The 19,882-nt window shown below is 57.1% G+C and carries 25 protein-coding genes; all 25 read left to right on the top strand.

Annotation, left to right across the window (positions count from 1 at the left end; genetic code table 11):
* Window positions 1-10 precede the first annotated feature (10 nt).
* Window positions 11-208 carry a hypothetical protein gene (locus ACI77B_RS07660; protein WP_409336270.1) on the top strand — a complete coding sequence of 66 codons (198 nt, stop codon included), beginning with the start codon at window positions 11-13 and terminating at the stop codon, window positions 206-208.
* Between the two features lie 81 nt (window positions 209-289).
* On the top strand, window positions 290-814 hold the full coding sequence (locus ACI77B_RS07655; protein WP_409336269.1) for an NUMOD4 motif-containing HNH endonuclease: 525 nt from the start codon (window positions 290-292) through the stop codon (window positions 812-814).
* Complete coding sequence (locus ACI77B_RS07650) at window positions 811-2,799, top strand: DNA polymerase (RefSeq protein WP_409337713.1); 1,989 nt, start codon at window positions 811-813, stop codon at window positions 2,797-2,799. The genes ACI77B_RS07655 and ACI77B_RS07650 overlap by 4 nt, the downstream gene beginning before the upstream one ends.
* 90 nt (window positions 2,800-2,889) lie before the next feature.
* Window positions 2,890-3,306, top strand: a complete 417-nt coding sequence (locus ACI77B_RS07645) for a DUF4406 domain-containing protein (RefSeq protein ID WP_086035445.1) — start codon at window positions 2,890-2,892, stop codon at window positions 3,304-3,306.
* A 5-nt stretch (window positions 3,307-3,311) separates the two neighbouring features.
* Entirely contained in the window at window positions 3,312-3,641 is a 330-nt protein-coding gene (locus tag ACI77B_RS07640; protein WP_086035446.1) for a hypothetical protein, read from the top strand.
* Window positions 3,641-5,890: a DUF3987 domain-containing protein gene (locus tag ACI77B_RS07635; RefSeq protein WP_409336268.1), complete on the top strand. Its 2,250-nt coding sequence runs from the start codon at window positions 3,641-3,643 to the stop codon at window positions 5,888-5,890. The genes ACI77B_RS07640 and ACI77B_RS07635 overlap by 1 nt, the downstream gene beginning before the upstream one ends.
* 246 nt (window positions 5,891-6,136) lie before the next feature.
* Complete coding sequence (locus ACI77B_RS07630; protein ID WP_409336267.1) at window positions 6,137-6,751, top strand: hypothetical protein; 615 nt, start codon at window positions 6,137-6,139, stop codon at window positions 6,749-6,751.
* A 4-nt stretch (window positions 6,752-6,755) separates the two neighbouring features.
* Window positions 6,756-7,043 carry a VRR-NUC domain-containing protein gene (locus ACI77B_RS07625; RefSeq protein ID WP_409336266.1) on the top strand — a complete coding sequence of 96 codons (288 nt, stop codon included), beginning with the start codon at window positions 6,756-6,758 and terminating at the stop codon, window positions 7,041-7,043.
* Window positions 7,021-7,533, top strand: coding sequence for an HNH endonuclease (locus ACI77B_RS07620; RefSeq protein ID WP_013485698.1), 513 nt, complete (start codon window positions 7,021-7,023; stop codon window positions 7,531-7,533). Before ACI77B_RS07625 ends, ACI77B_RS07620 begins: the two co-directional genes overlap by 23 nt.
* A complete protein-coding gene (locus tag ACI77B_RS07615) occupies window positions 7,517-8,869 on the top strand; it encodes an SNF2-related protein (protein ID WP_409336265.1) in 1,353 nt (450 codons plus the stop codon). The genes ACI77B_RS07620 and ACI77B_RS07615 overlap by 17 nt, the downstream gene beginning before the upstream one ends.
* Window positions 8,866-9,087, top strand: a complete 222-nt coding sequence (locus ACI77B_RS07610; RefSeq protein WP_409336264.1) for a hypothetical protein — start codon at window positions 8,866-8,868, stop codon at window positions 9,085-9,087. The genes ACI77B_RS07615 and ACI77B_RS07610 overlap by 4 nt, the downstream gene beginning before the upstream one ends.
* A complete protein-coding gene (locus ACI77B_RS07605) occupies window positions 9,084-9,497 on the top strand; it encodes a sigma factor-like helix-turn-helix DNA-binding protein (protein ID WP_409336263.1) in 414 nt (137 codons plus the stop codon). Before ACI77B_RS07610 ends, ACI77B_RS07605 begins: the two co-directional genes overlap by 4 nt.
* Window positions 9,498-9,649: 152 nt before the next feature.
* A complete protein-coding gene (locus tag ACI77B_RS07600) occupies window positions 9,650-10,021 on the top strand; it encodes an HNH endonuclease (RefSeq protein WP_409336262.1) in 372 nt (123 codons plus the stop codon).
* Between the two features lie 137 nt (window positions 10,022-10,158).
* A complete protein-coding gene (locus ACI77B_RS07595) occupies window positions 10,159-10,710 on the top strand; it encodes a P27 family phage terminase small subunit (RefSeq protein WP_168099021.1) in 552 nt (183 codons plus the stop codon).
* The gene (locus ACI77B_RS07590) at window positions 10,711-11,973 is read left to right on the top strand and encodes a site-specific DNA-methyltransferase (RefSeq protein ID WP_168099022.1); all 1,263 of its coding nucleotides are present in this window, start codon (window positions 10,711-10,713) and stop codon (window positions 11,971-11,973) included.
* Window positions 11,966-12,334, top strand: coding sequence for an HNH endonuclease (locus ACI77B_RS07585; RefSeq protein ID WP_198009331.1), 369 nt, complete (start codon window positions 11,966-11,968; stop codon window positions 12,332-12,334). The genes ACI77B_RS07590 and ACI77B_RS07585 overlap by 8 nt, the downstream gene beginning before the upstream one ends.
* A 407-nt stretch (window positions 12,335-12,741) precedes the next feature.
* Window positions 12,742-13,482 (top strand): virulence protein, encoded by a 741-nt coding sequence (locus ACI77B_RS07580; protein WP_409336261.1) that lies wholly within the window; start codon window positions 12,742-12,744, stop codon window positions 13,480-13,482.
* Entirely contained in the window at window positions 13,479-13,703 is a 225-nt protein-coding gene (locus ACI77B_RS07575) for a DUF4314 domain-containing protein (protein ID WP_409336260.1), read from the top strand. Before ACI77B_RS07580 ends, ACI77B_RS07575 begins: the two co-directional genes overlap by 4 nt.
* A gap of 1 nt (window position 13,704) precedes the next feature.
* Window positions 13,705-13,890, top strand: coding sequence for a DUF5049 domain-containing protein (locus tag ACI77B_RS07570; RefSeq protein ID WP_409336259.1), 186 nt, complete (start codon window positions 13,705-13,707; stop codon window positions 13,888-13,890).
* A gap of 123 nt (window positions 13,891-14,013) precedes the next feature.
* Window positions 14,014-14,493: a DUF7698 family protein gene (locus ACI77B_RS07565; RefSeq protein ID WP_409336258.1), complete on the top strand. Its 480-nt coding sequence runs from the start codon at window positions 14,014-14,016 to the stop codon at window positions 14,491-14,493.
* Between the two features lie 2 nt (window positions 14,494-14,495).
* Window positions 14,496-14,723 carry a DUF7678 domain-containing protein gene (locus ACI77B_RS07560; protein WP_409336257.1) on the top strand — a complete coding sequence of 76 codons (228 nt, stop codon included), beginning with the start codon at window positions 14,496-14,498 and terminating at the stop codon, window positions 14,721-14,723.
* A gap of 160 nt (window positions 14,724-14,883) precedes the next feature.
* On the top strand, window positions 14,884-16,449 hold the full coding sequence (locus tag ACI77B_RS07555; protein ID WP_409337712.1) for a terminase large subunit: 1,566 nt from the start codon (window positions 14,884-14,886) through the stop codon (window positions 16,447-16,449).
* A gap of 82 nt (window positions 16,450-16,531) precedes the next feature.
* Complete coding sequence (locus ACI77B_RS07550) at window positions 16,532-17,884, top strand: phage portal protein (protein ID WP_409336256.1); 1,353 nt, start codon at window positions 16,532-16,534, stop codon at window positions 17,882-17,884.
* Window positions 17,881-18,621: a head maturation protease, ClpP-related gene (locus ACI77B_RS07545; protein ID WP_168099027.1), complete on the top strand. Its 741-nt coding sequence runs from the start codon at window positions 17,881-17,883 to the stop codon at window positions 18,619-18,621. Before ACI77B_RS07550 ends, ACI77B_RS07545 begins: the two co-directional genes overlap by 4 nt.
* Window positions 18,622-18,639: 18 nt before the next feature.
* Entirely contained in the window at window positions 18,640-19,845 is a 1,206-nt protein-coding gene (locus tag ACI77B_RS07540; protein ID WP_168099059.1) for a phage major capsid protein, read from the top strand.
* The last annotated feature ends 37 nt before the right edge of the window (window positions 19,846-19,882 follow it).

Here is a 19,882-nt window from a genome sequence, read left to right as displayed (position 1 = left end):
AGGCGGCACCATGAAGGACATTATGGAGATCATCCTCTACATCATCATGGCAGTCGGCGGCATCGCCGGAATCATTCTCCTGCTCTCCATGACGATTCTCGCGATCCGCTCCGGCAAGGAGGAGCAGGCGCGTGAGGCTCGGCAGGAGGAGCGCGACAAGGAGTACCACGAGCGCCGCATGAAGGAGCTCGAAGCGCACCGCGACTGACCGGCAAAACCATCCAGCTATTGGCGGGCGGCAGGGACTTATCTCTCTGCCGCTTTATTCGTGAATTGAGGTGAATACATTTTGGAAGAAGTATGGAAAGACATACCGGGATATGAAGGCCGATATCAGGCCAGCACGGAAGGTCGAATCCGCAGTCTTGATAGAAATGCTCGCGGCGTATGCCATTTTACCGGAGAGCCATTCTGTCGGACTGTTAGAGGAAGGATTCTCAGACCCGGTAAATACTGCAAGGCAGGACATCTGTCTGTGGTTCTCGGTCATGGCACTGCGGGAAAGCCAGTGCATCAACTTATCATGCTTACCTTCGTTGGCCCTCCTCCCGAAGGCATGGAAGTACTGCATCGAAACGGTGATCCTACAGATAACCGATTGGAGAATCTACATTATGGAACGCGAACTGAAAACATCCTTGACGTTTATCGACAAGGCAGCAAATGGAGAAAGCTCTCGGTTGATGACGTTCAAGCTATACGATTCGGTTTCTACTGTGGAATCAAAGGAGTTGAACTCGCGGCAATGTACAACGTAACGCCGTCAATCATCAGCGCAATAAAGACAGGGAGGATTTTTGCATGGCTAAAATGAACAGCTTGTCCTTGGATCTGGAGACGTTCAGCGACGTCGATCTTGGCAAATGCGGCGTCTACAAGTACTCCGAATCGCCCGCCTTCGAGATTCTCCTGTTCGGCTACAGCGTGGACGGAGGTCCGGTGAAAGTCGTCGACCTTGCCTGCGGTGAAAAGATCCCGGAGGACATCCTCGACGCGCTGACCGATGACACGGTTCTCAAATGGGCATTTAACGCAAACTTCGAACGCGTCTGCCTGTCACGCTACCTGCGGGACATGGGGCGGAGCCTTGACCCGTTCCATGACAATCATCCTCTGTCGACGGAGCCCGCGCGGTTCCTGAATCCGGAGGGCTGGCGCTGCTCGATGGTCTGGGCGGCGACAATGGGACTCCCGCTCAGCCTGAAGGGCGTCGGCGCTGTCCTGAACCTCGCTGATCAGAAGATGGACGAGGGCAAGGCGCTCATCCGATACTTCTCCGTTCCCTGCGCACCCACGAAGGCGAACGGCGGCAGGACCCGGAACCTGCCATCTGACGATCCTGTCAAATGGGCGACGTTCAAGAAGTACAACCAGCGCGACGTCGAGGTCGAAATGTCCATCCAGCGGAAGCTCCGGAACTTCCCGGTGCCGGACTTCGTGTGGGACGAGTACCACATCGACCAGGAAATCAACGACCGCGGCGTCCGCATTGACATGGATCTCGTGGAGAAGGCCATCGACATGGACACCCGCTCTCGCGGCGAACTTACCGAGAAGATGCAGGCGCTCACGAATCTGGAGAATCCGAACAGCGTCCAGCAGATGAAGCAATGGCTCTCCGACAACGGCATGGAGGTCGACAGCCTCGGCAAAAAGGCAGTCGCCGCACTCCTCAAAACCGCACCACCTGAGCTGGCGGAGGTGCTGGAGCTCCGGCAGCAGCTCGCGAAATCCAGTGTGAAGAAATACCAGACGATGCAGCGGGCAGTATGCGACGACAGCCGTGCAAGAGGCATGTTCATGTTCTACGGCGCGAACCGCACCGGGCGCTGGGCCGGTCGTCTCATCCAGCTGCAGAATCTGCCGCAGAACCATCTGCCTGACCTGGATGCCGCGCGGGCGCTCGTGAAGTCCGGCGACTACGAGGCCGTGAAGATGATCTACGAGGATGTCCCCGACACGCTCTCCCAGCTTATCCGCACCGCCTTCATCCCGAAGGACGGCTGCCGGTTCTACGTGGCGGACTTCTCCGCCATCGAAGCCCGCGTCATCGCATGGTACGCAGGCGAACAATGGAAATCCGACGCATTCTCAAACGGCGAGGACATCTACTGCAGCACAGCAAGCCGCATGTTCCACAAGCCGGTCGTTAAACACGGCATAAACGGCGAGCTTCGCGCCAAAGGCAAGATCGCGGAGCTGGCGTGCGGCTACGGCGGCTCTACCGGCGCTTTGAAGGCGATGGGCGCACTCGAAATGGGTCTCAAGGAGGATGAGCTTCCGGATATCGTCTCCTCGTGGCGGGACGCGAACCAGCAGATCGTGAAGTTCTGGTGGGACGTCGACAAGGCCGTCATGCAGGCGGTGAAGAACCATAAGACGACTCATCTTGGCAAGCTTACCTTCTTCTGGCAGGCGGGCATGCTGTTCATCACCCTGCCCTCCGGACGGAATCTCGCGTATGTGAAGCCGAAGGTCGGCATGAACCGTTTCGGCGGCGAGTGCATCACCTACGAGGGCGTGGGCGGCACGAAGAAATGGGAGCGGCTCGAATCGTACGGCCCGAAGTTCGTTGAGAACATCGTGCAGGCAACCTCCCGCGACATTCTCTGCAATTCGATGAAGACGCTCCGCTGTTGCGCTATCTGCATGCATATCCATGACGAGCTTGTCATCGAAGCCGATCCGCGTGTTTCGCTTGCCGCCTTGTGCGAGCAGATGGGCCGCGTCCCTGCGTGGGCGGATGGTCTGGTGCTCCGCGCGGACGGGTACGTCTGCGATTTCTATAAGAAAGACTGAACGGGTTTCGTCAAAAGCGGTCTGTCTCCTCCAGTGGGAAGTAGAGGCAGGCCGCTTTTCCTATTGCCTGCTGGAAAGGAGGATACCGGTTTGGATTACAGGAATTTTGAGGGCTATCCGGACCCGACATGCTACGAGGCGCTGAGCCTCATCGAACTCGAGGAGAAGAAGGCGCTCCGCGCTTTCCGTCCCATCATCTACGTCTGCTCGCCGTATGCGGGAGACATTCAGAGGAACGTTGCGAACGCGCGGCGCTACTGCCGGTTTGCAGTCGAACAGGGATACATCCCGATCGCGCCGCATCTGCTGTTCCCGCAGTTCCTTGACGACAGCGACGAACGGGAGCGCGAGCTCGGACTCTTCTTCGGAAACGCGCTCATGAGCAAGTGCGCCGAGGTCTGGGTGTTCGGAGACAGGATCTCGAACGGCATGGCAGCGGAAATACGAAGAGCCCGCTGGAAGGGCTACCGGCTGCGCTATTTCACAGAGGATTTGAAGGAGGTCTAACACTTATGCATGCAATCGAAGAAAACCAGCGGACACTCTACGACGGAACCAGAATCACCACATACAGCCGAACGATCGACAGTGCGAACGTGCTTGAGGCCGAGGCCGGGACAACCGGATACATGGGCGGCGACACCGGTCACGGCGGACGCACCTATTTCCGCGTCACGGATCTCGGAGGCACGGACATCCGCGTGAACCCGATCCAGGACCGCTACGGGAACGGCGGCTTCGAGGTTACCCTCGGCGGCGACTGCGAGCTCTCCACCATGATCACGGCGCTCAAGTTCATCACGCAGGTGCTGGAGGAGGAATCGAAGGAGGTGTACGACTGATGTTCACCATCTACACGTCCGACGCCTACCAGCAGGAATCCAACTGCGTCTACCCGCACCCGGTCCAGGTCACCGACGAGGCGAGCTTCAAGAGAGCCGTCTCGTACGACCACGTGTGCGCCAAATACAGGAACAACTACCGCGGCAACCAGAACTTCATCTCCTCGGACTGCCTTCCCGTCGACTGTGACAACGACCACTCGGACGACCCGGCTGACTGGAAGACGCCCGCGGACATCCGGAAGGCGCTGCCCGGCGTCTTCTTCGCCGTCCACTACAGCCGCCACAACAATCGTCCCAAGGACGGGAAGTCGGCAAGACCGCGGTTCCACCTGTTCTTCCAGATCGACTCGATGACAGACTACGAGGCTTACGCCGCATTGAAGCAGCTCCTGCACGAGATCTTCCCGTACCTGGATGCGAACGCGCTCGACGCGGCGCGCTTCCTCTATGGGACCCGCGACCCCAAGGTCGAGTTCCATCCGGGCGGCAAGACGCTCACGGACTTCCTCTACGGGGACGAGTTCGACAAGGATATGCCGGGAGGCTACGAAAGCCAAACGACCATTCCGGAGGGCAGCCGCAACACGACCATGTTCCGGTGGGCAGTACGCTCCATGAAACGCTATGGGGATACAGAAGAATCCAAGAACGCGTATTTCATGCAGGCGGAGAAATGCCAACCGCCGCTCTCCACGGACGAGCTGAACCACATCTGGAAAAGCGCACAGAAATACTATGCGAAGATCGCAAGCCAGCCCGGCTACGTGAGCCCGCAGGAGTACAACAATCCGAATCCCGGCTGGGACGAGCCGCTGCCGTTCTCACGGTACACGATGGCACCCTTCCCGGTCGACGCGCTTCCGGAGCCCATCGCCGACTATGTGAAGGCCGTCGCGGAAAGCACGCAGACCAGCGTCGACATGGCAGGCTCGATTGCAATCAGTGTCCTGTCGACCTGTCTTCAAAAGAAGTACCGGATTCAGGGCAAGTCCGACTGGGTGGAGCCGCTCAACACCTACGTGATCGTCATCGCACCGCCATCTGAAAGGAAGTCGTCTGTATTGCATCTGATGCTGCAGCCGGTCAACGACTACGAGGTCGAATACAACAAGACCAACGCCGCTGCAGTCGAAGCGGGACGCATGCAGAAGCGCGTCCTGGAACGCAGGCAGAAGGCCCTCGAGGAGAAGGTCGCCAAAGGCAACGCCGACCCGGAGGAGCTGGAGCGCATCGCACAGGAGGTCGCCGACTTCGAGGAGGTGAATCCGCTGCAACTCTATGTGGATGACATTACGACCGAGAAGCTCGTTTCCGTCATCGCCAGCAACCACGGACACGCCTCGCTGATCTCCAGCGAGGGCGGCATCTTCGACACGCTCTCCGGCATCTACACGCGGAACGTGAACATCGACGTCATGCTCAAGGGCTACTCCGGCGACACGATCCGCGTCGACCGTATCGGCAGGGACAGTGAAAGCATCATGGACCCGGCGCTCACCATCCTCCTGATGGCGCAGCCGAACGTCGTCTCCGCGGTCCTCAGCAACACAACCTTCCGCGGACGAGGTCTCACCGCGAGGTTCCTCTACAGCATGCCTGTTTCCAGTGTGGGAAGCAGGCGCTACCGGAGCGAGGCCGTGACCGACGGCATCTACCGCGCCTATGAGCGTCTGGTGGTGAACCTGCTGGACGACGAATACCCGGAGAGACCGCAGACCATCACGCTCAGCCCGGAAGCCGACCGCGAGCTTGAAGCCTTCGCCAACTGGCTGGAGCCCAAGCTCACGACCGACTATGCGGAGATGGCCGACTGGGCTGGAAAGCTCGTCGGCAACGTGCTGCGCATCGCCGGGCTCCTCTGCCGGGCAGCCACCTACCAGAGCCACGACTTCCTCGATGTCCACAGCGCACTTACCGTATCGGGCGAGACCATGCAGAACGCGATCCGGCTTGGCAGGTACTTCCTGAACCACGCGCAGGCCGCCTACTCCGTTCTCCCCGAGGACGCGATGTACAAGAACGCCGACATGATCCTCCAGAAGCTCAGGGAGCGGAGCATCGACCACTTCGACCGGCGTGATGCCATGCGCATGTGCCGGACGTTCAAGACCGTGGAGAGCATCCAGCCGGTGCTGGACTTCCTTGAGGACTACGGGTACATCGCGCAGAAGCCTCAGAAGTATTCAGGCACGGGCAGACCGCCGCTTCCGAAGTACGCCGTCAATCCGAAGTTCTATGAGAAGTAGGACTTTTGTCATTCCGTCCTATGCCTGTCCTGCCCTTCAGGACAGTTCTTGGGACAGGAAAACATCAGGAAATACAAGGGTTTCAGGGTTCTGTCCCTTTTGTCCGAACCCCTATAAAAAGCCAAAAAGAATTATTTATTTATTCTCAATTCTTCTACTAAACCATTTTTGTTTACGGATTAAGGGACAAAAGCGACAGAAGGGACAAAACCTTAGAAACGTTGAAAACACGGAGGTTTCAGCACCATGAAAGACAGAGAACAAAACTTAGGCCATGACGGACAGCCGGACAAAAGCTATCTCGCCCGCTGCCAGAAAACACTGCGCAGCTGGAACGCACCGCTCTCCGGATGGCAATGCCACGAAATCTACGATGTCCGCGAGGACGACTGGGACGCGCCTCTCCACGTCTGCGAGCTGTGCGGCTGCACCAAGGTCCGCTACGTGCATGTCATGACGCACCCGGACTACTTTGAGGACGTATCCGTCGGCTGCATATGCACCGGAGTCATGGAAGGCGACATCCTCGCCGCCAAGGAACGCGAACGCCAGATGCGCAACCGCTCCAAGCGGAAACGCAGCTTCCCGAAACGCAAATGGACACAGACTCCAAACGGCTGGAGCATCACCTACCACGGCGAGCAGATCCTCATCGGACACAGCCGCCACAACCCGGAGCGCCTCGGCGTGAAATGCCGCGGACAATGCGTCTGGACCTACAAGGGCAAGCCGATCACGAACTTCCTCTCCGCAGCCTACGCCGCATTCAACCTGGTCGACCCGGTACCGGAGGTCGCCCGAGTCCGAGACAGGATGCTGTCTGAGGACGAGGGTGTGCCGACACAGGATTTGAGGAGGTGAAGCCATGAAAAGCGAAAAGCAGATCGAAGCAGCCCTCGCCAGTGAGGTGAAGCGGCATGGCGGCATCGCACCGAAGTTCGTCTCACCCGGCTTCGACGGGATGCCGGACCGGATCATCCTGCTGCCCGGCGCACGCATCGCCTTCGCAGAGCTCAAGGCACCCGGAAAGAAGCCAAGAAGACTGCAATATGCACGGCACCGACTCCTGCGGAAACTCGGATTCCGCGTCTATGTCATCGACAATCCAGAACAGATCGGAGGTGTGATAGATGAAATTGAAAATAGTCTGTGATTGGTGCGGACGTGAATTCTTCCGAGATTCAGCCCAGCTTAAAGGCAAGAAGCACCACTTCTGCAGCAGACAATGCCTCGCGGATTTCAGCAGCAAAGCGAAGAACCCAGACGGCTATGCCAGCCTCAAGGACTTCACTAACATAAGCCAGCACATAACAAAGCTAAACGAGGAACTCAACCCGGATCGTATGACGCCTGAGACCAAGGAGAAACTCAGAGAATCCCGCCTCGGAAAAGGCAGATGCGACGGTTATTCCAAAATCCATGGACTCGCCGCACATCGCGTCGTAGCTGAACAGATGCTTGGAAGGTCATTGATGCCCGGAGAAGTCGTACACCATCGTGACGGAAACCGATACAACAATTCTCCCGAGAATCTGGTCGTTTTTCCGTCGCAAAGTGCACACGCTCACCACCACAGCGAATTGAGATGGTTCATCAAGCAGATAAAAGAAATGGAGGCCGAAGAAAATGCAAAAACTAAGTGACCTTCATTCCTACCAGAAATACTGCGTCTCCTATATCGAGACTCACAACACAGCTGCCATCTTCCTTGATTGCGGTCTTGGGAAAACCATCATCACGCTGACTGCTGCCGTCGACCTTCTGTTTGACAGCTTCGAGGTCAGCCGGATTCTCGTAGTCGCGCCTCTTCGAGTGGCCCGCGACACCTGGCCCGCTGAAATCAGGAAATGGGAGCACCTCTCCGGTCTCACCTACGCCGTTGCAGTCGGAACCGCACGGGAACGCAAGGCGGCACTCATGCAACAGGCGGATATTACGATCATCAACCGGGAGAACCTTGGATGGCTGATCGACGACTCCGGCATTCCCTTCACCTACGACATGGTGGTATTGGACGAGCTCTCCTCCTTCAAGAACCACAAGTCAAAGCGGTTCCGAGCCCTGATGAAGGTCAGGCCCAAGGTGAAGCGGATCATCGGCCTCACCGGCACGCCATCAAGCAACGGATTGATGGATCTGTGGGCGGAGTTCAAGGTGCTGGACAAGGGAGAACGTCTCGGACGCTTCATCACCCAGTACCGGACGGCCTACTTCATGCCCGACAAGCGCAACGGCGAGATCATCTACTCCTACAAGCCGCTGCCGTATGCAGAGGACGCGATCTACCGGAAAATCTCGGATATCACGATTTCCATGAAGTCGACCGATCATCTGAAGATGCCGGAGCTCATCTCCACGCAGTACGAGGTGCAGCTGTCCGCCGAGGAGCGCAAACGGTACGAGGAGCTGAAGAACGATCTGGTGCTGGAACTTCACGGCGACGAGATCACCGCCGCTAACGCCGCGTCCTTGACCGGGAAGCTCTCCCAGCTTGCCAACGGCGCGATCTACTCCGACGACGGGAAGGTCATCGAATTCCATGACCGGAAGCTCGACGCCTTGGAGGACATCATCGAAGCTGCAAACGGGAAGCCGCTGCTGGTCGCTTACTGGTTCCGGCACGATCTGGAGAGAATCCGCAGGCGGTTCGACGTGCGGGAGATCAAGACGTCGCAGGACATCGATGACTGGAATGCAGGCAATATTCCTGTAGCAGTCATCCACCCTGCCTCCGCCGGTCACGGGCTGAACCTGCAGTCCGGCGGATCGACGCTTGTCTGGTTCGGCCTCACATGGTCATTGGAGCTCTACCAGCAGACGAACGCGCGGCTCTGGCGGCAAGGCCAGAAAAGCCGAACCGTCGTCATCCAGCACATCGTCACGGCGGACACCATCGACGGGCAGATCCTCAACGCCTTGAAGCGCAAGGACAAGACGCAGTCCGCACTCATCAATGCTGTGAAGGCGGTGATGCGATGAACGACCCCTACGAGAATCTCGCCAATGCCGTCATCCTGCAGGCTGTCCGCGACTACCGGACAGCCCTGAAGGCCCTGCGCATGAACCCGCGGAACAAGTCCGCGCAGACTGAGAAGGAATCCATCGAACGATTCTTCAGGTCCCAGTGGTATCAGGCGCTGACGACGGTTGACGGCGAGATGCTGATAAGAAAGCTCAACGAGGAGGTGATGAGATGACTCCGAAGCAATATCTGAATCAGGCAAAGCACCTGGATGCGCTGATCCACTCGCGGCTCCGGGAGATCGACTACTGGAGGGACATGTCTACCAGCGTCAGCGGCATGCGCTACGACGGCATGCCGAGGAACCCGAACACGCCAAGCGACGCGCACTTCGTCACCTGCCTCCACAAGATCGACGAGATACAGGCCGACGTTGAGAAGAAGGTGGCGCAGCTCATTACGCTGCGGGACGAGATCAACGCGCGGATCGACCTTCTTGCTGATCCCGAGGAGCAGCTGGTTCTCCGCTACCGGTACATCGACAACTGCACATGGGAGGAGATCGCCAGCATGCTGAACGTCAGCCTCCGCACGGTTCACCGCATCCACGGATCGGCTCTCCAGAACTTCACGATGCCGGATTAGAAAAGTTGGCACGGTTTGGCACACTTTGGCACAGAATGGCAGACGACTCCTGTGTTATCCTTACAATAGCGAAAACCATAAGAAGAACCAGAAGCCTCGACGGGAGCGATCCTGCCGGGGCTTTTCTGTTGCCCGGAAAGGAGGCAGCGCCTATGCCAATGAAACCGAAGCGGCCCTGCCGCTATCCCGGATGCCCGAACCTCTGCGAGGACGGCGAGCAGTACTGCCCGGAGCACAAGGCCCTGATGAAGAAGCACTACGAGACGTTCACGCGCGGCTACTCGACCGGCAAGCGCTACGGCAGGCATTGGAAACGAATCCGCGATCGCTACGTCCACAAGCATCCCTTGTGCGAGATGTGCTTGAAGCAGGGACGCTACGTTGCGGTCGAAGAGGTCCACCACATCGTTCCCTTGTCGGAAGGCGGCACGAACGACGAGAGCAATCTCATGAGCCTCTGCAGGAGCTGCCACGAGAAGATCCACAGAGAGCGCGGGGACAGAGGAATGAAGCACGACCGGTAGGGGCGGTCGGAATCTCTACGAGGCGGTCTCCCGGAAAACGGCGCGGGGTCTTCTGTGCAAAAAAAGCGAAATCAAACGGGTAATAACCCAGTCCTTATATCTATTACGCGCGTGTGCGTATGAAAGGCGGTGACGAAATGCCGACAAAATCGAATAACACAGGCGGTCGCGGCGGCAGACGTCCCGGCGCTGGCCGGAAGAAAACCGCCGTCAAGGAGAAGTTTGAAGCCGGGAATCCGGGCGGCAGAAAGCTCGAAGTCCTGGACATTCCGGACACCGAGGGCGAGGACATGCCGGAACCGCACGAGTTCCTATCGGCGCGTCAGCATGACGGCTCCACTCTGGAGGCCGCTGACATCTACCGCGAGACCTGGGAATGGCTCGACAAGCTCGGCGTCGCGAAAGCCGTATCGCCGCAGCTGCTGGAACGCTATGCGATGTGCTCGGCGCGCTGGATTCAGTGCGAGGAAATGACGACCAAGCTCGGATATTTGAGCAAGCATCCGACGACCGGAAAGCCGATCCCGTCGCCGTTCATCAATATCGGCATCAACTACATGAATCAGGCGAACCGCCTGTGGGACGAGATCTTCCAGATCGTGAAGGAGAACTGCTCCACCGAGTATGGCGGCGCGAATCCGCAGGACGACGTGATGGAGAGACTGCTTCGTGCCAGAAAGGGAATGTAAATGAACACACAAAGACTTGAACAGGTACCGATTGACAATCTGGTGCCATATGCCCGGAACGCCCGGACACATAGTAAAGAACAGATCGCGCAGCTCCGCTCCTCCCTCCGGGAGTTCGGATTCGTAAGCCCTGCGGTCATCGATCAGGATTACAACATCCTCGTCGGCCACGGACGGATTGCTGCTGCCCGTGAGGAAGGATACAAGACCGTCCCGTGCGTCTTCGCCGAAGATCTGACCGACACGCAGAAACGCGCCTACATACTCGCCGACAACCAGCTCGCGCTGAACGCCGGATGGGACGAGGAAATGCTGTCCGTCGAATTAGCTGACCTGCAAGAGAACGCGTTCGACCTCTCCCTGCTCGGTTTCGACGACAAGGAGCTGGAGAAGCTGCTCGGCAGCGATACAGAGGCTGAGGAGGACGATTTCGATGTTGATGCGGAACTGGAAAAGCCGTGCTTCTCAAAACCAGGCGACCTCTGGCATATCGGGAAGCATACGGTCGTCTGCGGAGACTCCACCGACCCGGAAACATTCGCGAAGCTGCTCGGCGACAAGAAGGTCAACCTCGTCTGCACCGACGCGCCGTACTTCGTCAACCTGGAGAATGCGTCCGGGAAGATTGCCAACGACGACCTCAAGGGAACGCAGGCTTATGACTTCCTGATGAAATGTTTCTCTAATTTCAAGAACGCTATGGCGGACGACGCTTCGATTTACGAGTTCTATGCGACCATGCAGGCGCGCGTGTTCTACGACGCCTTCGAGGACGCCGGATTCAAGGTCGGAGCCGGACTCATCTGGAAGAAGCCGCGCGCTCCGCTCATGCGCACCGACTGGAAGTTCAACATGGAGCCGATCATCTTCGGCTGGCGCAAGGACGGCAAGCACAAATGGTACGGCGACCAGAAGCAGAAAGCCGTATTCGAATTCGACGGCGTGAAGAACTCCAAAGAGGACGGCTTCGGACACCCTTCCAGCAAGCCCGTGCCGCTCATCGCCTACCTCATCGAACAGAGCACCGCGACAAACGGACTCGTGCTTGACGGGTTCCTCGGCTCCGCCTCAACGCTCATCGCCTGCGACCAGATCGGACGCATATGCTATGGCGTGGAGCTTGAACCCAAATATGTAGATGTAGCCGTCGTCCGTTACCTGCATTCACATAATGAAGATTCAAGCGATGTGAAGCTCGTCCGTGACGGGAAGGAATACACATACGAACAGGCGCTTGAAATGATGGAGGCTGTTGATGAGTAATGTGAAATACAACTTCTCGGATGATGGAACTACAGCTTATGGCGAATTGCCCAGCGGCGAAGTCTTTGTCCTCGACGCAGACATGCTTGCAGCAATCAATGGCATCAATTTCTATATAGGAAGCAAAGGACCACACTCTTCCGGTTTCTACGTAATTGACTGCAACGGACGCGCTCTCCACGATTACTTGTTCGAACATAGAGATGGATTTGAAATTGATCACATCAATCTTGATACGCTCGATAATCGCAGATGCAACATCCGATATTGCACCCACCAACAGAATCAGATGAATCAACCGCTCCAGAAAAACAACACATCTGGAGTAAGCGGAGTCAGCTATTATCCTTCGCGGCACTAGTTCCGTGCAAGGATCAAAGTCAATCAGCATGAGATTCATCTGGGCTATTACGACACCTTCGAAGATGCCGTCATGGCAAGGAATGTCGGAATGCTCTGTATGTTCGGGCAATATGGCCGTTATAACGATGTCGGGAGAACCCCAGAATGGATTAAAAACAATGTTGCAGATAGATGTGCGCGCTTTGAGGAGTTATCTCAGAGTAGCGCATTTTTTGATTTCTGGAGAGTCGACGAAGTCTGATTCCTTTGTGTACTAAGCACAGTTTCATGCCCTGATAATCGGCTTATTTTCTACCGGAGAAATATCGCAGATTCGCTTGCTATTACAGGCCTTCAGAGTGATGTATAGACATGCCGAAAGGCACAGGGCCTTCCGGACAAACGCATACCAAGGAGGTAAACACAATGCGAATCAACTACAACGCGACCGGAGCACAGAGGAAGGAGCTGGTCAAGGTCATCTCCGACACCACCGGAGCCAAGGCCACCTACATGAAGATGCCAACCTGCAACTACGAGATCGACTACTTCACCGTCACCAAGGACGGCGCACTTGAATTCGACGACATGGCGGATTCCGAGGAGGTCGAGAAGGTCCTCGAGGCCATCGCCGCCGCGGGATTCGAGCCGGAGCCGCAGGAAGCAGCTGAACCGGAAGCTGAAGAATCTGCCGACGAACCGGAGGAAGACGCCAAGGAAGCACCGGAAACCGAAGAGACGGGCCTGACGGTCGAGCTTCCGCTCGACAAGGTCGCGGTTGGAACGCTGACCAATATCCTCGAAGCCAAGGGAACGCTCATCAAGAAGGCGCTCGGGATCGACGACCTGCGGTTTGAAATCAAAGACGACAAGATCGGCTTCCCATGGTTCCCGGAACTGCCGGAGCCAGACGAAACCAGAACCTACACGATGTTCATCGCCCAGCTCTGCAAGCTCTCCAAGGAACTGAAACGCGCGAGCTCGACCGAGACGCCGGTCACCAACGAGAAGTACGCATTCCGCTGCTTCCTGCTCCGCCTCGGATTCATCGGCAGCGAATACAAGCAGGAACGCAAGATCCTGCTCCAGAACCTCGAGGGCAACTCAAGCTGGAAGAACGGCGCTCCCAAAAAGGAAGCTACGGATACCGATGAGGTGCAGGCATGAGGATAATCAAACCAGAACAGCTCGAGAAGCTCAAGGAAAGCTACCCGAACGGCACGCGCGTGGAGCTTGTCCGCATGGACGACATTCAGTCACCGCCGATAGGAACGAAAGGCACGGTTTACGGCATCGACGACACCGGAAGCCTGCTGGTCCACTGGGACAACGGCAGCGGCCTCAACGTGATCTACGGCGAGGACATCGTGCGGAAGGTGGTGGACTGACATGGATGAAAAGGTACGCGAACAGATCATGTCCATACGAGATTCCGGCAAGGTCAATATGCTCTCGGTGCTTGAGGTTCAGCGGCTGGCGTTCGATTCCGAATACTACGAATTAGTCGTCTACATTGAGGATCACCGCCGCGAATACGTGCATTTCATCATGACCGGCGAAACGCAGGATTCCTGATTTTCAGACACAGATATTTATCAGTTTATCTGGCCGAATTGACTTGCTATATACCCTCGAAAGAGTGATGTATATACATGCCGAAAGGCACAGAAAACAAGCGAAAATCAGGAGGAACGCACGATGGAAAAGAACACCTACTTCGAACACATGAGAAACACGGCGATCGCCTACAACGAGGCGCAGGCCATCCGCGAAAAGGAACGCGACGCCATGATCGCCGCTGATAACTGGGACGGCGTCAAGGCCTTTGACAGGCGCGAAAAGGAGGAATTCCCGTATCCATTCACTGCCGGGCAGAACAAGGCACTGGTCCTCTACGACCGGAACCTGCGGAACGGCGCGGACGCCTTCGAGGCCGACGACCTGCCTTGGGATTACGAGCTGGCCGACTTCGTTGAAACGCTCCGCAAGGCGGGCATCACCGCGATTGTGGTAACCGACCAGAGCACCGGCCTGATGGACGGCATCTACGGACTGACGGCACTCGGCTGCCGGATGAACGGACTCAAGACCGTCACCAGAGCCGACGACCACCGCTTCGGAAGCAAGGAGCCGGAACGCAAGAACGGCATCGAATTCCTGATCAGCGAGGAGGCTTAACCATGTGGACAAACGGCAGCTTATTGATTGACGGCACAGTCGTTAAATACTGGGTGAAGCACTACCCGAAGCCTTCCGAGGATTACGGAATCGACGGCGGACGCATTTCCAAGATGGAGCTGCGTGTGAGTGGCAAGGTCACACTCAACTACGACCGCGGCTGGGACATTGAGCCCGAGGACGAGGCAAGCCAGCTCGCCTACGCAGTTTTGATAAAGGAGTACAACTAAGCATCAACCTGAATTTGAATATTCCGAAAGCAGAGCCTGAGAACGGCTCTTGCTCTCGTACTGATAGAAGCCGCAGCAATGCGGTTATTTTTATGCCATCGGGAAGGAGGAATGCTCCGTGGCGGTACGGAAACTGAAACATTACAAGGTCACACGGTTCATGGAGAAAACCTCCCATTACGACGAGAATCTCGCCGACTACGCCTGCCTCTTCATCGAGCAGCTCTGCCATACCAAAGGCACGTGGGCCGGAAAGCCGTTTGAGCTGATCGACTGGCAGGAGCAGATTGTCCGCGACCTGTTTGGCGTGATAAAGGAAAACGGATACCGGCAGTTCAATACCGCCTACGTGGAGATCCCAAAGAAGCAAGGCAAATCGGAGCTTGCCGCGGCCATTGCGCTGCTGCTCACCTGCGGCGACGGCGAGGAACGCGCCGAGGTCTATGGCTGCGCGGCTGACCGGAATCAGGCCAAGATCGTCTTTGACGTGGCGGTCGACATGGTTCGGTTCTGCCCGGCGCTTTCAAAACGCGTGAAGATTCTCGAATCGCAGAAGCGGCTCGAATACCTGCCGACGCACAGCTTCTACCAGGTCTTGTCTGCCGATGTAGCGAACAAGCATGGATTCAACACGCACGGCGTGATCTTCGACGAACTGCACACACAACCGAACCGGAAGCTCTTCGACGTCATGACGAAAGGCTCCGGCGATGCGCGGATGCAGCCACTGTTCTTTCTGATCACCACCGCCGGGAACGACACGCAGTCGATCTGCTACGAGCAGCATCAGAAGGCGCTCGACATCATGAACGGCAGAAAGCATGACCCGACCTTCTACCCGGTCATCTTCGGCGCGGACGAATCAGAGGACTGGACCGACCCGAAGGTCTGGAAGAAAGCGAATCCATCGCTCGACATCACGGTCGGCATCGACAAGGTGAAAGCCGCCTGCGAGTCGGCGAAGCAGAATCCAGGCGAAGAGAACGCCTTCCGACAGCTGAGACTCAACCAGTGGGTGAAGCAGTCGGTCAGGTGGATGCCGATGGACAAGTGGGACGCCTGCGCCTTCCCGGTCAATGAGGACGACCTCGAGGGCCGCGTCTGCTACGGCGGTTTGGACTTGTCCAGTACTACCGACATCACAGCTTTCGTGCTCGTCTTCCCGCCGCTTGACGAGAATGACAAATATGTGGTTCTCCCGTACTTCTGGGTGCCGGAGGACACATTAGATTTGCGCGTACGGCGCGACCACGTCCCCTACGACCTCTGGCAGAAACAGGGCGTGCTCGAAACCACCGAAGGCAATGTGATCCATTACGGCTACATCGAGAAGTTCATCGAAAACCTCGGCGAACGGTTCAATATTCGGGAGATAGCCTTTGACCGCTGGGGAGCCGTCCAGATGGTGCAGAACCTTGAAGGCATGGGCTTCACCGTCGTTCCCTTCGGACAAGGCTTCAAAGACATGAGCCCGCCGACCAAAGAACTGATGAAGCTCGTGCTGGAAAAGCGCATCGCGCACGGCGGACATCCGGTGCTCCGCTGGATGATGGACAACATCTTCATCCGCACCGACCCGGCAGGCAACATCAAAGCCGACAAGGAGAAATCCACCGAGAAGATCGACGGCGCAATCGCCACGATCATGGCGCTTGACCGTGCGATCCGTATGGGCAATGACAATGCTGCTTCTGTCTATGACAGCCGCGGCATTCTTTTTATCTAAACGAGGACAAATGAATGATCCTGATAGCAATCACGGGCTTCCTGCTGCTGCGGGAGGCCCTTAATCAAATGGAGGTGTGGCAATGAGCATATTCAACAGATGGTTTCGAGGGCGCGACGCTCCCAAAGACAGCACCGCCGGAAGCAGCTACCACTTCTTCTTCGGAGGAACGACAAGCGGCAAAGCCGTGACGGAGCGATCCGCCATGCAGATGACGGCGGTCTACTCCTGCGTACGAATTCTCTCGGAGGCTATCGCAGGCCTGCCGCTTCACCTTTACAGATACGCGGAAAACGGATCGAAAAAGAAAGCCGTCGACCATCCGCTATACGAGCTGCTGCACGATGAGCCGAATCCCGAAATGACGAGCTTCGTGTTCCGGGAAACACTCATGACACACCTGCTCCTGTGGGGCAACGCCTACGCGCAGATCATCCGCAACGGCAAAGGCGACGTCGTGGCGCTTTACCCGCTGATGCCGAACCGCATGACGGTCGACCGTGACGAAAACGGGCAGCTCTACTACGAATACCAGACCTCGACCGACGAGGCGCACACGATGAAAGGTTCCGTTGTGAGGCTTTCGCCTCTCGACGTGCTTCACATTCCCGGTCTGGGTTTCGACGGGCTCGTGGGTTATTCGCCTATCGCGATGGCCAAGAACAGCATCGGCATGGCGATCGCCTGCGAGGAGTACGGCGCGAAGTTCTTCGCAAACGGCGCAACGCCCGGAGGCATACTCGAGCATCCCGGCGTGGTGAAAGATCCGGAACGCGTCCGCGAAAGCTGGAACTCGGCCTTCGGAGGATCCGCCAACTCCAACAAGGTGGCGGTTCTCGAGGAAGGCATGAAATACACGCCGATCTCCATTTCACCGGAGCAGGCGCAGTTCCTTGAGACACGCAAGTTCCAGATCGACGAAATAGCCCGCATCTTCCGGATACCGCCGCACATGATCGGCGATCTGGAGAAAAGCTCGTTCAGCAATATTGAACAGCAGTCATTGGAATTCGTAAAGTACACGCTCGACCCGTGGGTGAGCCGCTGGGAACAGTCCATGCGCAGAGCACTGCTCCGTCCAGAGGAGAAGAAGGAATACTTCTTCAAGTTCAACGTCGACGGGCTGCTTCGCGGCGACTACGAAAGCCGCATGAACGGCTACGCCACAGCCCGCCAGAACGGATGGATGTCGGCGAACGATATCCGCGAGCTTGAGAACCTCGACAGAATCCCGGAAGAAAAAGGCGGCGACCTTTACCTCATCAACGGCAACATGACAAAGCTCGAGGACGCGGGAATCTTCGCAGCCTCAGCATCAACACAGGGAACGGAGGAACAACCTGATGAAGAACAAGAATCGACCGAGAAATCGGAAGAATCACAGGAACAAACGGAGTCCGGTGACCGGCTCCGGGAAAGGAGGAAGTCCCTATGACAAGAAAATTCTGGCGATGGACCAGAAACGAAACGCCGGACAGCTTCGGTTCGGATCGAACGCTCTACCTCGACGGGGAAATATCCGATGAGACTTGGTACGGCGACGAAGTCACGCCGCAGGTCTTCAAGGACGAGCTGAATTCCGGCAAGGGAAACATCACGCTCTGGATCAACTCGCCCGGCGGAGACGTTTTCGCGGCGGCGCAGATTTACAACATGCTGATGGACTACCCGTATGAAGTGACCGTCAAGATCGACGCGCTTGCGGCTTCAGCGGCAAGCGTCATCGCGATGGCGGGAACAAAGGTCTGCATGAGTCCCGTGGCCATGCTGATGGTGCATAATCCGGCAACCATCGCAATCGGCGATTCCGAGGAAATGCAGAAAGCCATCGACATGCTGTCGGAGGTCAAGGAGTCCATTATGAACGCCTACGAGATCAAGTCCGGGCTGTCCCGGAACAAGATCAGCAGGCTCATGGACGCCGAGACCTGGATGAATGCGAAGGAGGCAAAGAAGCTCGGATTTGCGGACGAGATTTTGTTCGCGGACGGTCAGGATGAAACCGAGGAAGAAAATCCGGATGAGCCGGATGATTCCCTCATGCTTTTCTCCCGGAAAGCCGTCACCGACTCCCTGCTCTCGAAGCTGATACCGAAACGCAAACCTGAAATAAAGACACAGACCGTAAAGGTCGCAGATCTTGAGAAGCGGCTCTCGCTTCTCAGCCACTAATGAATGGAGGAATTGAAAATGACCAAGATTATGGAACTTATGGACCGCAGAGCCAAGGCGTGGGACGCCGCTAAGAACTTCCTCGACACCCACTCCGATAACGGCGGCAACGTGTCCGCGGAGGACGCCGCCACCTACGACAAGATGGAAAAGGAAGTCACCGACCTGACGCACGACATCGAGCGCCTGCAGCGGCAGGAGCAGATCGACAAGATGCTCTCTCAGCCGACTTCTTCTCCGCTCACCGGAAAGCCGGGCGCGAAGGATGAGCCCGACGACAAGCCGGGCATCGCGTCCAAAGCGTACAAGACCGCCTTCTGGGACAGCATCCGCAAGCGCAACTGGTACGACGTGCAGAACGTACTCGAAGTCGGCACCGACGCCAACGGCGGATACCTCGTGCCGGATGAGTATGAAAAGACTCTCGTGCAGGCGCTGACCGATGAGAACTTTTTCCGCTCTCTGGCACACGTGATTCAGACCGACAGCGGCACGCACACCATTCCGATTGTCGCGTCCCACGGCACCGCAAGCTGGATGGAGGAGAACGGACTGTACCCGGAATCCGACGACACGTTCGACCAGATCACGCTCTCCGCGTACAAGCTGGGAACCGCGATCAAGGTTTCCGAGGAGCTGATGAACGACAGTGTATTCGATCTGGAATCCTACATCTCCACCGAGTTTGCGAGACGCATCGGCGCTGCCGAGGAGGAGGCGTTCCTCGTGGGCGACGGCCAGAAGAAGCCGGAGGGCGTCTTCACCAAGGTCAAGGCGACCGAGGGTGCGACCACGGAGATTGCCAACACGAATATCACCTTCGACGAGATCATGGACGTGTTCCACTCCCTGAGAAGCGTCTACCGCAACCGCGCGGTCTGGATTCTCAACGACTCCACCGTCAAGGCGCTGCGCAAGATCAAGGACGGAAACGGCAACTATATCTGGCAGCCGTCTGTTGTAGCCGGTCAGCCGGACACCATCCTCAACCGTCCGTACCGCACCTCGATCTACGCGCCGGAACTGGCGGCAGGCAACGTGCCTATCCTGTTCGGAGACTTCAGCTACTACTGGATCGCCGACAGACAGGGACGTTCCTTCAAGCGTCTGTCCGAACTGTATGCGGCGAACGGTCAGATCGGATTCCTCGCGAGTGAGCGCGTGGACGGCAAGCTGATCCTGCCGGAAGCCGTCAGAGGTCTTTCCGTCAAGGCGGCGGGCTGATTGATTCTGCTTTGTTGTGGGCGGGCATCCTTTACGG

This window comes from Eubacterium sp. F2 (assembly GCF_046244355.1).
Taxonomy (GTDB): domain Bacteria; phylum Bacillota; class Clostridia; order Peptostreptococcales; family Anaerovoracaceae; genus Aminicella.
Note: the sequence above shows the minus strand (reverse complement) of the source record. Positions and strands in the feature narration are given on the sequence as shown.

Coding starts and splice junctions, on each gene's coding strand:
- ACI77B_RS07660 (WP_409336270.1), top strand. CDS start 11: ATGAAGGACATTATGGAGATCATCCTCTACATCATCATGGCAGTCGGC.
- ACI77B_RS07650 (WP_409337713.1), top strand. CDS start 811: ATGAACAGCTTGTCCTTGGATCTGGAGACGTTCAGCGACGTCGATCTT.
- ACI77B_RS07640 (WP_086035446.1), top strand. CDS start 3,312: ATGCATGCAATCGAAGAAAACCAGCGGACACTCTACGACGGAACCAGA.
- ACI77B_RS07635 (WP_409336268.1), top strand. CDS start 3,641: ATGTTCACCATCTACACGTCCGACGCCTACCAGCAGGAATCCAACTGC.
- ACI77B_RS07630 (WP_409336267.1), top strand. CDS start 6,137: ATGAAAGACAGAGAACAAAACTTAGGCCATGACGGACAGCCGGACAAA.
- ACI77B_RS07625 (WP_409336266.1), top strand. CDS start 6,756: ATGAAAAGCGAAAAGCAGATCGAAGCAGCCCTCGCCAGTGAGGTGAAG.
- ACI77B_RS07620 (WP_013485698.1), top strand. CDS start 7,021: ATGAAATTGAAAATAGTCTGTGATTGGTGCGGACGTGAATTCTTCCGA.
- ACI77B_RS07615 (WP_409336265.1), top strand. CDS start 7,517: ATGCAAAAACTAAGTGACCTTCATTCCTACCAGAAATACTGCGTCTCC.
- ACI77B_RS07610 (WP_409336264.1), top strand. CDS start 8,866: ATGAACGACCCCTACGAGAATCTCGCCAATGCCGTCATCCTGCAGGCT.
- ACI77B_RS07605 (WP_409336263.1), top strand. CDS start 9,084: ATGACTCCGAAGCAATATCTGAATCAGGCAAAGCACCTGGATGCGCTG.
- ACI77B_RS07600 (WP_409336262.1), top strand. CDS start 9,650: ATGCCAATGAAACCGAAGCGGCCCTGCCGCTATCCCGGATGCCCGAAC.
- ACI77B_RS07595 (WP_168099021.1), top strand. CDS start 10,159: ATGCCGACAAAATCGAATAACACAGGCGGTCGCGGCGGCAGACGTCCC.
- ACI77B_RS07590 (WP_168099022.1), top strand. CDS start 10,711: ATGAACACACAAAGACTTGAACAGGTACCGATTGACAATCTGGTGCCA.
- ACI77B_RS07585 (WP_198009331.1), top strand. CDS start 11,966: ATGAGTAATGTGAAATACAACTTCTCGGATGATGGAACTACAGCTTAT.
- ACI77B_RS07580 (WP_409336261.1), top strand. CDS start 12,742: ATGCGAATCAACTACAACGCGACCGGAGCACAGAGGAAGGAGCTGGTC.
- ACI77B_RS07575 (WP_409336260.1), top strand. CDS start 13,479: ATGAGGATAATCAAACCAGAACAGCTCGAGAAGCTCAAGGAAAGCTAC.
- ACI77B_RS07570 (WP_409336259.1), top strand. CDS start 13,705: ATGGATGAAAAGGTACGCGAACAGATCATGTCCATACGAGATTCCGGC.
- ACI77B_RS07565 (WP_409336258.1), top strand. CDS start 14,014: ATGGAAAAGAACACCTACTTCGAACACATGAGAAACACGGCGATCGCC.
- ACI77B_RS07560 (WP_409336257.1), top strand. CDS start 14,496: ATGTGGACAAACGGCAGCTTATTGATTGACGGCACAGTCGTTAAATAC.
- ACI77B_RS07555 (WP_409337712.1), top strand. CDS start 14,884: ATGGAGAAAACCTCCCATTACGACGAGAATCTCGCCGACTACGCCTGC.
- ACI77B_RS07550 (WP_409336256.1), top strand. CDS start 16,532: ATGAGCATATTCAACAGATGGTTTCGAGGGCGCGACGCTCCCAAAGAC.
- ACI77B_RS07545 (WP_168099027.1), top strand. CDS start 17,881: ATGACAAGAAAATTCTGGCGATGGACCAGAAACGAAACGCCGGACAGC.
- ACI77B_RS07540 (WP_168099059.1), top strand. CDS start 18,640: ATGACCAAGATTATGGAACTTATGGACCGCAGAGCCAAGGCGTGGGAC.